Origin of the sequence: Acinetobacter lwoffii (genome assembly GCF_024129115.1) — a bacterium.
GTDB lineage: Bacteria > Pseudomonadota > Gammaproteobacteria > Pseudomonadales > Moraxellaceae > Acinetobacter > Acinetobacter lwoffii_T.
The window spans coordinates 1-13460 of record NZ_JAMXXO010000003.1; the positions used below are offsets into that span (position 1 = coordinate 1).

At 44.8% G+C, this 13460-nt stretch carries 14 protein-coding genes and 4 tRNA genes; all 18 read right to left on the minus strand.

Translation table 11 applies throughout. The features are described 5' to 3' along the window. Nucleotides 1-145 (minus strand): GTP-binding protein (locus NI470_RS04150; protein WP_248604099.1); only part of this gene is annotated, 145 nt, incomplete at its 3' end. Between the two features lie 150 nt (nt 146-295). Continuing rightward, nucleotides 296-370 (minus strand) — tRNA-Thr (locus tag NI470_RS04155). Nucleotides 371-387: 17 nt separating this feature from the next. Further along, nucleotides 388-463: transfer RNA gene (locus tag NI470_RS04160), tRNA-Gly, on the minus strand. Between the two features lie 38 nt (nt 464-501). Further along, nucleotides 502-585, minus strand: a tRNA-Tyr gene (locus tag NI470_RS04165). A 56-nt stretch (nt 586-641) separates the two neighbouring features. Continuing rightward, nucleotides 642-717 (minus strand) — tRNA-Thr (locus NI470_RS04170). A 98-nt stretch (nt 718-815) separates the two neighbouring features. After that, nucleotides 816-2309 carry an anthranilate synthase component I gene (gene trpE, locus NI470_RS04175; protein WP_253147777.1) on the minus strand — a complete coding sequence of 498 codons (1494 nt, stop codon included), beginning with the start codon at nt 2307-2309 and terminating at the stop codon, nt 816-818. A gap of 108 nt (nt 2310-2417) precedes the next feature. After that, a complete protein-coding gene (gene gph, locus NI470_RS04180) occupies nt 2418-3086 on the minus strand; it encodes a phosphoglycolate phosphatase (protein WP_243474884.1) in 669 nt (222 codons plus the stop codon). 78 nt (nt 3087-3164) lie between these two features. Beyond that, nucleotides 3165-3824, minus strand: coding sequence for an FHA domain-containing protein (locus tag NI470_RS04185; protein ID WP_004729299.1), 660 nt, complete (start codon nt 3822-3824; stop codon nt 3165-3167). 62 nt (nt 3825-3886) lie between these two features. Then, entirely contained in the window at nt 3887-6148 is a 2262-nt protein-coding gene (gene gspD, locus NI470_RS04190; protein ID WP_253147778.1) for a type II secretion system secretin GspD, read from the minus strand. A 38-nt stretch (nt 6149-6186) separates the two neighbouring features. Continuing rightward, entirely contained in the window at nt 6187-7041 is an 855-nt protein-coding gene (locus NI470_RS04195; RefSeq protein WP_253147779.1) for a type II secretion system protein N, read from the minus strand. Then, the gene (gene gspN, locus NI470_RS04200; protein WP_253147780.1) at nt 7041-7784 is read right to left on the minus strand and encodes a type II secretion system protein N; all 744 of its coding nucleotides are present in this window, start codon (nt 7782-7784) and stop codon (nt 7041-7043) included. Before gspN ends, NI470_RS04195 begins: the two co-directional genes overlap by 1 nt. A gap of 181 nt (nt 7785-7965) precedes the next feature. After that, on the minus strand, nt 7966-8292 hold the full coding sequence (locus NI470_RS04205; protein ID WP_253147857.1) for an H-NS histone family protein: 327 nt from the start codon (nt 8290-8292) through the stop codon (nt 7966-7968). Nucleotides 8293-8433: 141 nt separating this feature from the next. Then, nucleotides 8434-8862, minus strand: a complete 429-nt coding sequence (locus NI470_RS04210; protein WP_253147781.1) for an acyl-CoA thioesterase — start codon at nt 8860-8862, stop codon at nt 8434-8436. A gap of 8 nt (nt 8863-8870) precedes the next feature. Further along, the gene (locus NI470_RS04215; protein ID WP_253147782.1) at nt 8871-10064 is read right to left on the minus strand and encodes a heme biosynthesis protein HemY; all 1194 of its coding nucleotides are present in this window, start codon (nt 10062-10064) and stop codon (nt 8871-8873) included. Nucleotides 10065-10070: 6 nt separating this feature from the next. Continuing rightward, a complete protein-coding gene (locus NI470_RS04220; RefSeq protein WP_253147783.1) occupies nt 10071-10910 on the minus strand; it encodes a hypothetical protein in 840 nt (279 codons plus the stop codon). Then, complete coding sequence (locus NI470_RS04225) at nt 10907-11686, minus strand: uroporphyrinogen-III synthase (protein WP_253147784.1); 780 nt, start codon at nt 11684-11686, stop codon at nt 10907-10909. The genes NI470_RS04220 and NI470_RS04225 overlap by 4 nt, the downstream gene beginning before the upstream one ends. After that, the gene (gene hemC / locus NI470_RS04230; RefSeq protein ID WP_253147785.1) at nt 11686-12609 is read right to left on the minus strand and encodes a hydroxymethylbilane synthase; all 924 of its coding nucleotides are present in this window, start codon (nt 12607-12609) and stop codon (nt 11686-11688) included. Before hemC ends, NI470_RS04225 begins: the two co-directional genes overlap by 1 nt. A 108-nt stretch (nt 12610-12717) precedes the next feature. Further along, complete coding sequence (locus NI470_RS04235; protein WP_253147786.1) at nt 12718-13458, minus strand: LytR/AlgR family response regulator transcription factor; 741 nt, start codon at nt 13456-13458, stop codon at nt 12718-12720. Nucleotides 13459-13460 lie beyond the last annotated feature (2 nt).

Genomic DNA, 13460 nt, shown 5'->3' on the forward strand with positions numbered 1-13460 from the left:
CAGCGTAGTCTTTCGCTTCGCCACCGAATTTCTTCGCACATACAGTTGCAATTGCAGCTGTTAAAGTTGTTTTACCATGGTCAACGTGACCGATTGTGCCCACGTTAACGTGTGGCTTATTACGTTCAAACTTAGCCTTAGCCATGTTAATCTTCCTCGTTTACGTCGAACACAATTCTGAGTAAAACCCAGCTCCGACATATCGTTTAAAAAAACCGAACACCAAATACTTGAAAAGCAGACTAAATAGCCTGCTTTTGGAATTTCTTTGCAACAAAGTTGCTAAACTGTAATCTGGAGCTCTTATCGAGATTTGAACTCGAGACCTCTCCCTTACCAAGGGAGTGCTCTACCACTGAGCTATAAGAGCAAATATTAGTACTTCAATGGAGCGGGAGACGAGGGTCGAACTCGCGACATGTAGCTTGGAAGGCTACCGCTCTACCAACTGAGCTACTCCCGCACGATGTTGGTACAAACCACTTATTGAAGTCTTAAAATTGGTGGTGAGGGAAGGATTCGAACCTTCGAAACTTTCGTAGCGGAGTTACAGTCCGCCCCCTTTGACCGCTCGGGAACCTCACCATTTTTTACACTTACATCAGTGCTGTTCTTTACTTCACACTACCAAACTTCTAAGATGGTGCCGGCACACGGATTCGAACTGTGGACCTACTGATTACAAGTCAGTTGCTCTACCAACTGAGCTATGCCGGCGTTTCTTAGTGTTTCGTACGTTTCGTATCGGAACGGTGTGCAGTTTAGCAAAACTCAGAATCCTTGCAAGTGTTTTTTTCAAAAAAAACGTCAAAAACTCATAAAATCAAACCATTTGATGATAATTCAACCGCTTTGATCACTGCGCGAGCTTTTATTTGGGTTTCATTCCACTCAGATTCAGGATTTGAGTCGGCAACTAGCCCTGCTCCGGCCTGCACATAGACCTTATTTTCGCGAATGACACAGGTACGAATCGCAATCGACATGTCCATTTCGCCATGCCAGCCTAAATAACCAACAGCACCACCAAAAATTCCACGTTTTACCGGCTCAACTTCGTCAATAATTTCCATGGCACGGATTTTTGGCGCACCTGAAAGTGTACCAGCAGGGAAAGTTGCTTTAAAAACATCCAGAGCATCGACATCATCACGCACTTCACCCTGCACATTGGAGACAATATGCATCACATGCGAATAACGTTCGATCACCATTTGATCAGTCACCTGCACTTTGCCAATTTTTGCGATACGCCCTACATCATTACGTCCCAAGTCAATCAGCATGACATGTTCGGCAATTTCTTTTTCATCGGATAATAGGTCTTCCTCAAGCGCCAGATCCTCTTCTTTGGTTTTACCGCGTGGGCGTGTTCCCGCAAGCGGTCGTACGGTAGCAATACCATTTTCCAGACGAGACAGAATTTCAGGAGAAGAGCCGACAATATGGAATGGCGTATTGTTTTCCAAGGTCTGCCCTTGCACAAGAAACAAATACGGCGATGGATTGAGATGACGCAGCGCACGATACACCTGTAGCGGGTCTCCATCGAAGTCAGACACCATCCGGTGCCCGGGTACGACCTGCATTACATCGCCAGCACGAATATACTCTTTGACTTTTTCTACCGAGGCAATGAAGTTGTCATGTCCGGTGAGGGACTCGAAATGTGGCGGACTATGTTTTTCAGCTTTAAGGCTGATGGGCGTGGCAAGAATATTTTCTAATTCATTTAATTGTTCATGTGCTTTTTCATAAGAACCCGGAGCAGTGGCATCGGCATGTACAATCAAGAATAAAGTATCTTTTAAATTATCAAACACGATGACGGTTTTAGACAGCATCATCCAGATATCGGGTAAACCAACCGGATCTGCTTCAGGCACATTTTTTAACTTCGGTTCGATATAACGCACAGCGTCATAACCAAAGTAGCCGACCAGTCCACCAGTAAAACTCGGTAAGTCCGGCAATTCTGCTTGGGTAGGCACCTTAAATTGCGCCTGAAAGTCTCGAATATATTGAAATGGGTCAGCACAGTGCTGCTTTTCAATTGAACCATCTGCATGCTGTACCGTCAGTTCGCCCGCATTGCAGGAAAATACGGTAGATTCACCTAATCCGATAATCGAATAACGTGCCCAGTTCTCACCACCTTCTACAGACTCGAATAAATAAGCCTGTTGATGCTGTTTAAGCCGAGCAAAAATAGAAAGTGGTGTATCGGTATCTGCCAGGCGCTGACGGTAAACAGGAATGAGGTTATAGCCTTGCGCAGCAAGTTGCTGGAATTGTGCTTGAGTGGTCATGCGGTTTTTCTCTTTAAATTAGGGTTACTCAGTATGTAAATAAAATTGAACTGAGCGACGCCATCGAAAAACCTTACAACTATTCATTTTCTTTCCTTAGTACGCGTATTAGGCAAGTAATTCTCTAAGATCATCCACAATCTGCTGTGGCTGACAATCTGCAATATTTTCACCATGATTATAGCCATAGCTGACTACAACACAATCAATCCCGGCGCGGCGTGCGGCTTCAACATCATTGGAAGAGTCTCCAATCAACAAGACCTGTTCTTTGCTCACCTTATAATGTTCGACACAGTGCAGCAACTGGCGCGGATGTGGTTTACGCTCAGTAAAACGGTCGCCACCAATGGTATCGGCAAAATAATGAGCCATATCCAAGGTATCTAAAATACTGCGGGCAGGAAGTTCAGGCTTATTGGTCACACAAATCAGGGTTTTACCTTGAGCTTTGGCCCAGTCCAGAAATTTCAGGATTCCCGGAAAAGGAACGGTATCAACACAGGGATCGACATTATAAATATCCAGAAAAGTGTTTAAGAGCTCTTGATGCTGTACCGGTGTGACTTCACCGACCAGATGCTGGAGTACACTTTCACAGAATATCGACGTGCCCTTACCTACCCAGGTCCGTACCTGCTCTTCAGTCACCAGAGGCAATTGCAGCACATTCAAGCTCATATTCATGGCGCGATACAGATCATGTGCTGAATCCACCAAGGTACCATCCAGATCAAACAAGATCAGTTCACGCTTTTCTAATTGTGCAATAGACATCCCGACCCTCTTTTATAATGTGCGCAGCCACAAAAAAGGCATGCGCTATGCATGCCTTGATTGTAACCAATCATCAGCTTATTTGAACAACAACCAAGCCATAATTGCCAAAATAATCAGCACAATCACTGAAATCAAACCTACAGATACATTTTTCTGGGTTTCTTTTTCCTGTTCTACACGTGATACAGGCTGCTCAACCGGAATTGGGGTAGGCTCTGGTTTTACCGCATTAATGTCCACGCCTTCCGGAATAGGTGCCGGTTTTGGAATACCGACATTGGTTGGCATGCCATCACGGGTTAATTGTACCGTAGCATCACGATGTTTCAGTTCCGGCATTCCCTGATCATTCATTTGCTGTGCAGGTGTAGGCTCAGCGACTTCGACCTGTTCCACGACTTTTTCTGCCGTTGCTTCAATTTCTGCTGGAACCTCTACTGCAGCCGCAGGCGCCATTACTGAAAATTTCAAGCTGGCAAACTGAACAATGTCATCCTGCTTTAATAAGGTTTCTTGCGCAATCTGCACATCATTGACGAAAGTGCCATTCGATGAACCCAAATCCTGCACCCAGAGCGCATCATCCTTTAGTAAAAATGCCGCATGTTTACGGGAGATTTCCGCAGCCTGTAACACGATATCTGCCGCCTGATGACGCCCCACCAGCATGTCACGGTCAATGCTAATTTCCTGTCCTGTTAAGTCGCCTGTAATCGCGTGTATTTTCCAAGTCATGAAAGTTACTTCTCTGTTCTCTTTGACATTATCATAACATGCTGTCTGCAAATGCGAATGACTTAGCTTTTGGGTCTAAGTGTGGTTGTTGTAACGGTATTTTTACTTTTTTCTACCTGTTGGACGGGTTCTACCACTTGTCGCTGAATCACTGGTTCTATCGCTACCGGCGTAACAACTACATTGGCTGGCTGCGCCTGAACGGGTGCGGTCGGCACAGTTTGATAAGTCGAGTTTTGCAATGGCGTTCTGGATACTGGAATTCGCTGTTGATACACATCTTCAACACTTTCTGGCAGCTTGGCAAAGTTCCCGTCCGAATCGAGTGCGAGTTGCAGACTATATAGCTGACTATAGCGTTGTTGGGTCAGTTTACGCACTGCATTTTTATCGCCTACAATGGTTGGATGGATAAAAATCAGCAGGTTACGCTTCTGATTGGATTTACCTTCTGAACGGAATAAACGTCCCAAGCCTGGAATTGCACCCAGACCCGGCACCGCTTGGCGTCCATAACTGGTGTTATCTGAAATCAGACCGCCAAGGACAATCGTTTGCCCATGTTCGGCCAGAATTGAGGTTTTGATCGCTCGCTTGCTGGTGACCAGATCCTGCGCCTGTCCTTTACTGGCTTTGACATCAGAAACTTCCTGCTCCACTTCCAGGCGTACCGTACCATCTTCGCCAATATGCGGGACCACCTTTAAAGTGACCCCGACATCCTTACGTTCAATGGTGGTATAGGGATTAGCAACTCCAGCAGCGCCTGTAGATACTGAGCCTGTCACAAAGGGTACGTTTTCACCCACTACAATATAGGCTTCTTCATTGTCCATGGTCACAATCGACGGCGTAGACAACAGGTTGGATTTAGTGGTTTCTTTAAGTGCCTGAATCATCGCGCCATACAGACGTCGGGAACCATCACTGCCTTCACGATAATCACCGAGTACCAGTGAACTGCCCGCGCCTACGGCACTTGCAGCACCTGCACCACCACCGGTGAGATAACCAGCCGCAATATTTTTCAGACTAGTCCCAAAATTATCGAAGTTCACCAGCCCAATCCCACTGCTGATATCACCCAAGGCCCATTGCACACCGAGTTGATCCGCATCGGTTCCTTCCACTTCAATAATCGCGGCTTCGATCAGCACCTGTTGACGGCGGATATCCAGCTGGTCAATTGCCGATTCAATTTCCCGCATCAGTTGCGGATCCGCTTTCACCACCAGAGAATTTTGTGTGGTATCGGCAATAATACTGACGCCATTGCCATTAAAGCTGGTAATTCCGCCCTGCTCATTATTCATGCCGGTATTCAGCTGAATGCCTGAAGATGTGTTGCTATTCGAACCGGTAGTCGTATTGTTGTTATTTAAATTGCTGCCAGAACTGAGTGAAGATGAATTTGAGGATGTGCTGCCTGAACTTGAATTACTGTTCACCGCCTGCCCGCTTACCAACCCCTGCAAGATTTCCGCAAGATTTTTGGCGCTGGCATATTTCAGACGAAAAACTTTTAATCCACCCAAACGATCCGCAGCCGGTACATCCAAGGTTTCGATTACTTGACGCACCCGTTTGCGCGTCGTGGGATCACCTTTGATAATAATCCGGTTAGTACGGGTATCTGCAATCACCCGCACCCGTGAACCACGAACGTCTTTAGCACCACCGGTGGCAGTCATGGATTCGATCAGTCCAATCATTTCCTCAGCCTGACTGGACTGTAAGCTTACCGCTTCAATGTCATTTTGACCGGTGCCATCCAGATTACGAATAATGGTTTCCAGCTGGTAAATGTTGCTGGCGCGATCCGACACGATTAAAGCATTCGTACCCGGCACCGCCGCCAGATGGGCGAACTGCGGCATCAAAGGACGTAATGCAGGAATCAGATCATTCGGATTAGTATTTTCCAGCCACAACACCCGGGTCACAATCTGGTCACCACTAGCACGGCTTCTGGCATCATAGGGAATACCCGAGCTTTTGACATTGCTGTCTGGAACCAGCTTGATGGTATTCCCCGAAGGAATTGCCACCACACCGTTGACATTCAGTACGCCTAAAAACAGGTCATAGACTTCATTTTTATTCAGGGCTTTATTGGAGATGACTGTTACGTTGCCACGTACCCGCGGATCGACTGCAAAGTTTTTGCCGGTAATATCGGCCACTTCATTAATGAATGCAGTTAAGTCAGCATCTCGAAGGTTGATTTTCCAGGTTTGTGCATAACTTGCCGTACTGACCATAGCCATTAACGGTGCGGCCACACAGAATGCCCATGCTGATCGATTATTATTAAATAAAGCCATAAACTTTCGTGTTTCCTAACCCTATGCGTGATGACACATCACTTCAAATCTTGTTGTATGGTCATCACCTGATCACCACGTTTTATTTCGAGTTTGACCTGACCTTCACGTCGGGCCTGTTCCAGTAATTGTGCTTCGGTCTGTCCCTGGCTCAACGTCTGGCCATTTAAAGACAAAATCCGGTCGCCCGGTCTTAAACCCAGGCGATTACGTAATGCAGCCGGCGTCCGTGAAGTCACTTCATAACTACCATCTGCTGCACTCACCCCCATGTTCTGTAAATACTGGTCCTTGTTTTCCTGCATCTGCTGGATGGCCCGACCAATTTCATTCTGTGGCGAAGGCTGCTCAGGCATACCACTGTTAGAAGGCATAGCAGGCATTGAACTTGAAGATGCTGATGTTTCCGGCACAATCGGCTGATTCAAGCCATTTTCCAGACCTTTGAATAAGATTTCTTGAGTAGCACCTGTGGATCGACGTAAAATAACCCGATCCCAATACACTTCAGCCAACTCAAAACCGCTATTGGCCAGCATTTCCCCGACACGGTAACGATCGACCTGATCATTAACTTTCAGTACCGCAGAAGAGTTATAACTTGGACTGGCAACCACCACCCCTTGTAAAATGATATTGGTAGTTTCAACAGCACCCGCAGACTGCCCAACTTCCTGAAACAGTGAAAATGCACCGATATTCGGAATTTGTGCCTGTTGCGAACCCAGTTCTACCCGATCTAGCTGCATGGCTTGGGGTGGAGCTATCAGCAACCAGAACAAAGCCGCCAGCTTCCAGCATAAGTACAGAATGAGCAGCAACAAAATCACAGGTGCAGCACGATTGATCTGTTTCAGTTCAATATTTTTTAAATCATTCAGAGAAACTGCCATCAGTTCAAGCCCCCCATTAAGGGTTGGCGGGTACTGATCACATAGGTATCTAATCCGGCTTTACCTTCATAGGAAGGCGCATTCATTAAAAAGCGCTGGGTGAGCTGAATATCCAGCATCAGACTCGGATCAAGCTTGATATTCAGCATGCGTTGATCGCGACTATCCCGAACATCAATTAACAGCTGTCCGCTTTCATCTGCGAGTTGTCCAGTCATGGCAGGTACATTCATGCGTTCCTGACGCTGAGCAAATGTATAAATCAACTCACCACCCGCCCATTGCATTTGCCCGGCCACCTGACTGAAGCCCTGTTCTTTTTTATATTTAAAATCCAGATCTTTAAACTGAATCGCAGTACTCGGCCATTGCCAGTCTGCAAGTTTTTTTAGAGTTTCAGGCGCGACCTGCCCTTCAAGATTTTTGACAATCAAAGACTTATTCAGACCATAAGCCATGATCCCGGACAACTGGGTATTGCCACTATGTAAATCCACATGTGCCCCAACTCGCAGCAACAGCAAATCTAGCGGCCGTACTTTCCAGTTCAGACTGCCCCGAAGATTGCCTTTTTTCCAGTCCGCACTTCCCTGCCAGATATTTCCGTTTACATTATGCAAAGTCTGGTTATTTTTATAAAATTTTGAAATTAACCAGGCCGCTGGCACTTGTAATACGACAAAAATAAAAAATGCAACAAGAGCAAGGATCAACCATCTTAAAGTTTTCGGTTTATTGCTCATCCCCACCACGACCAATCGCTCAAGTCCAAATCCCCATTTATAATTTTCCCTTATACCCACACATTATGCACACTTTTCTGCCAACGCCAATTCATAGATATAAAAAAACCAAGCAGGTATGCTTGGTTTAATGATCATAGACTGTATGTATGACAGCCTAATGACTAGATCAAATGGCAGCTTAGATCAGGAAATCGTCCAGCTTTGCACCTTTTTCCAATTCTGCCACTAACCAGCGCGGTTGTTTGCCACGGCCAGTCCAGGTATTGTTCGGATTGCTTTTGCTACGGTAACGCGGTTCAACCGACTTACGTGACGATTTCTTACGCTTAGACGCACCAAATTCAAGTAACTGTTCAACCGTCATACCCACTTTCTCGGCAACTGCCAAGATTTGCTGATAAGCGTCTTCAATCTCCTGATCTTTTTTTGAAGCAATCAATGACTCTGCTTCTGCTTGTAAACGTTTTAACTCTTCTACTGATAAATGCGTAATATCTGGCATAATGCTCTCCGAAAAATAATATTATTCGTTTTGTTAAATAATAGCCCCATCATATTTATATTAAATAAAACATTCAATATAAAACCTTAAAGCAATAACAATAAAGTTTAAAAAAAATTACAAAATAAAATGCTTCATTCATTTTTAAATTTCATGTTGAACGCTTAATTCAAGTGCTTTGATTTTTTCTCGAATATGTTCCGGAATTTCTGTTTTCTGCATGGTCTTTTTATCGACACAGACAATCACTGCTTCTGAAGTAGCCACAATACTTTGCTGTTTTTCACTCCATAATAGATATTGCATTCTAACTGCACTATTTCGAATTTCTTCAATACGTGCTGCCACTTTTAAATGATCAGGAAAAACCACAGGTTTTAAATAACGGCACTGATTGGATGACACTACGGTAGATACCGATTCAGTGAGAATTTCTAATTGGGTTAAATAAGCTAGACGTGCACTTTCGACATAACGGTAATACATGGCATTATTGACATGTCCAAAGGCATCCATATCGCCCCATGCAACTGTTTGTTCATAAATAACTGGATATTGTTTTAATTCTGACATCATTATTCTCAAGTCTTAATTTCTATAAAGTTTGCATTCGATTCAAATACTGCATTTAACTGCTGTAGCAAGTCCTCCCGATCTTGTAAGGCAGCTTTAATTCTTAAATAACTCATACGAATATCATCCGGATACAAGTCGAGTAGTTGCTGGGCTTGATCTGTATAGCCTGTGGCTTGCAATACATGCCATTTTGCAAAGCTTAAAACCGGTAATGCCGGATACTTGGCTTCCCAGTGCGAAATCTGTTGTGCAATCGCATTATAATCCGGGTTTTGACGCAATAACTGTTGCTGGAACCACAAATAAAAGACATCCTGATTAAATTGCTGTTCCATTAAATGAATTGCAAGCACTTCATGCTCGGTACTCATTTCTGGCATTCTAAATAACAATTTCAACCATAATAACTTGACTGAATAGTCACGATCAAATATCTGAGGCTTTAAATCTAAATATCGTTGCTGTAAATAAAATAAATCGTCATGTGTGGCTTGATCATAGGCCAATAATAATTGTTCCAGCCATGTTTTTTTTACTTCTTGGTTTAAATTCCCATATTGGGTCGAACGTAAATATAACCAAGGAAATTGCATGGCAAATACCCCCCATAAGGATACAAGACGCTGCTCATAGGCGGTTTTAACCTGTATTAACCAAGGTGATAATTCATGCTGATTTAAAAACTCCAAATGGGTAAGTGCTTGTTCACCTTGCTGTTGTGATAAATAAATTTCGATCCGCTGTAATTCTGCCAATTCAAATGCCATCGGATTGGATTGATTTAAAGCAGTTAATGCATGGGTATATTGTTGTTGCCCCCACGATAAACGCGCATCAATAATATGTTTAAGTAAACCCGACTTAGTAAAAGACTGCTGAATAAAATCCCGCTGATCCTGCGCAGCATTTAACAACCAGATGACTGCCAGTTGTTCATAAGGATGTAAGCGGGAAAAACTAAAGACTGTTTCAGTTTTACGCTGTTCACGGCTGCGATACTGCTTGATGGCATACCAGATGCAATGCATCAAAAAACTTACGCTCACCAGGGATGCGGCCAAAAACCAGAGGGTGGTTTGTAACTGCCACTCGCGCCAATACAGATAGACATAGCCAGCCCCATGTCCATAACTCAGGATACTCAGCCCCGCAATGCCAAGTAGGCAGACAAATAAATAGGCCAGCAGAATCTGTTTCATAAGCAATTAGCCTACTAGGGTGCGTGTATTTAATAATGGAATCGGAGTGATCGGCGTGGCCTTGATTTGATTCAATTGCTGAATCCATTTTTGGCTCTGTGCATCCGGCAATTGCCCCAAAACTTCAATCACGGCATTCAGTGCTTGCTGAAAAGCGACGGATTGGTCTTTTTGCAAGGTATTCTGTGCGATGAGCAAGCGCAACTGGGCTTCTTTCAGTACCAGATGCCGTTGCATCAGGACTGTACTTGGCTGCTCTGTGGATTCAATCTGAATCCAGTGCTGCCAGAAAGAGCGTTGAGTTTCTGGACACTGACGATATGGTGTCTGAATTTCTTTTTCAATTTCAACATCCATCTGCACCAAGAGTTCTTTTACTTTATTTTGCTGCACTAATCGGCTGTTCACGAATTTTTTCAGCATGTCCTGATCTTTTGCAATCACTTGCTGCAAACTGCTGACCAAGGCAGGCGCTAAAATATAATCATCCAGCTCATTAGATAACTGATTTAATTTCTCAATCGCAGTGGCGTATTGTTGCTGTTGTAGTGCAAATTCGATCAGATCCAGATGTTGCTGCACCAAGACAATATCATTTTGCGTTGCATCAGTTGTCATTTCACGTACTGGCGCTTTAGATGAAGTGGTTTCAGCATTTTCCTGCTGAGCAGAAATCTGGCGTTTTAAAGCCACGAACTGATCATTGAGATTAGCATTTTGCTGCTGTAACTGATTGATGCTTTGATTGAATTCAGTCTGTGCTGTATTCAGAACATGTAGGTCATAGCTAAGCTTGACTAGCCACGCTATACTCAAGATGAACAATACAATGAATAGTTTCTTCATGCGTTCCCTAATATCAGCCTCATTTTCTGCAAGATCGTATTTGCCTCTAAATCATCGATTTGTACGAATTGAAAACTTGCCTGATGCTGCTGTTGATATTCTCCAAGAATAGTGGCCAAACGTGGCCCCAAAACCAAATAACAGGCTTTCTGTATAAACTCCGCATTCCTTTGCAAGAGTGTCAGCCAGTTTAACCAACTCGCTTCACTGGTGATCAGAACTGCAAAACGCTGCTGCCTCTTAAGCAGCGACAAGTTCTCTGCCAAAATCGTTGCCGTCGTTTCAGGACATTGCCGCCGGTACAAAATAAAGTTTAAAATTTTAATATTGCTGGCACGTAAATGATCCATCATAAATTGACGACCGCCTTCTCCGCGCCAGAAGGCTACACCTGAGCCAGAAGCCAGTTGCTTCAACACAGGCAATTGCAGCATGCCTTCCGAGGTTTCGACCTCAGGCACATGACTATGAATGCCGTAGCTCGCCAATGCCTGTTCAGTGGCTTTGCCCACTGCCACCCAATGCACCTGTGCCAAAGTCGAGAGCGCGACTCCCGCCTGTTGTAAATATTGCATGCCAATCTGGGCGGCCGTCGGACTGACCACCACAATAATCTGTGCCTGCTCCAGCTGCTGATACAAACTCGACAGCTCATCGGAATAAGGCATGGCATGCAGTTCGAGCAAGGGCAATTCTAAAACAGACACTTGCGCTGCCTGTAACTGTTGAGTCAAGCCTGCAGCACGGTCACTGGGGCGGGTATTAATCAATAACATCAGTGTGAATAGATTGCTTTCAGCAACTCGCCAGCACCTTGATCAAGCAAGTCTTTTGCCAGCTTCACACCCAATTGCTCTGCATCTGCCGTTTTTCCAGTATGCTGTGCCCGAAGTAAAACTGTTCCATCGACACTACCAACACGACCTTCGATTGAAATCACACCCTCTTTGAGCGTGGCATAACCGGCAATTGGCACCTGACAACCGCCTTCCAGATAGGCATTGAAGGCACGTTCGGCTCTAACACAAGCATCTGTGTCTGCATGCAGGAGTGGCTGAATCAAGTCCAGCACCATCTGATCATGAGTACGGCATTCTAAGCCCAATGCACCTTGTCCCACGGCCGGCAGACTGACTTCAGGCGTCAGAGTATGACGAATACGTTCTGCCAGACCTAAACGTTTTAAACCGGCACTGGCCAGAATAATCGCATCATACTGACCTGCATCCAGTTTGGATAAACGTGTGCCGACATTACCGCGTAAATCGATAATGTCCAGATCCGGACGCTGTTTTAAAATCTGGGTTTTACGACGTAAACTTGAGGTTCCGACTTTGGCACCTTGTGGCAATTCTTCAAAACTAGTGTAGGTATTCGACACAAAGGCATCTAATGGGTCTTCACGTTCGCAGATTACTGCCAGACTCAGACCTTCAGGCAAGGCCATCGGGACATCTTTCATGGAATGCACAGCCAGATCTGCACGACCATCCAGTAAAGCGGCTTCTAATTCTTTTACAAATAGTCCTTTTCCACCAATTTTAGCCAGTGGCGTATCGAGAATTTTATCGCCCTGTGTAACAAAAGTGACTAACTCGACCTGCAAACCAGCGTGCAAATCTTGTAGGCGCGCACGGATGTGTTCCGCTTGCCAAAGCGCAAGTGGACTTTGTCGAGTTGCAATTTTTAGGGTCTTCATAAATTTCAATAACAGTAAATGAGAACAATAGTCTAAACTTAACCTGCTCACTTGAAAATGCAAGTGAATTTATACAAGTTTCAACTGAATGCTCTCATTCATCCCCCGCTAAAGCTTTTGAATCCGATCTCGTAAAAACGGTAAATGTCGCCGACTGACCGCCAAACGATCGTCCAGCTCACGACAACGTACCTGATACTGACCAGAACTCACCACTTCCAGACCATCCAGATAATTCACCGAGATCAAGGCATTACGATGAATCCGGATAAACTGGTTCCCAAACTCCTGCTCTAACTCCTTTAAGGTTTCATCAATCAATACACTGCCGTTTTTATGACGCACAGTGACATATTTCTGATCCGCCAGAAAATAATAGATATTTTCAACTGGCACCAATTCGACACCACGATAGGTCTTTGCCGCAATCTGCTGGCGGCTGATATTGATTTCGTCCATATTTTCTTTTTGTTTTAGTTGGCTCATTTGAGCTTGGGTAAGTTTAGTTAAGTGCTCTAAAACCTGTGCCAATTCCTGTTGCATCACCGGTTTAAGTAAGTAGCCTTCGGCATTTGATTTAAATGCATCCAGCGCATGTTGGTCATAGGCCGTACAAAAGACAATAGCCGGCATTGGATCCAGTTGACGCAAATGTTGCGCACAAGCCAGTCCGTTCATTTCAGGCATTTGAATATCTAATAGGATGACATCGGGTTCGTATTGGTGAGCCAGATCAATCGCTTGACGGCCATGGCTTGCTGTCGCCACCACATCATGCCCCAGTTGAGAGACCAAACGTGATAAACGCTCGACGGCCAAAGGCTCATCATCACAAATCAGGATGTCCATTT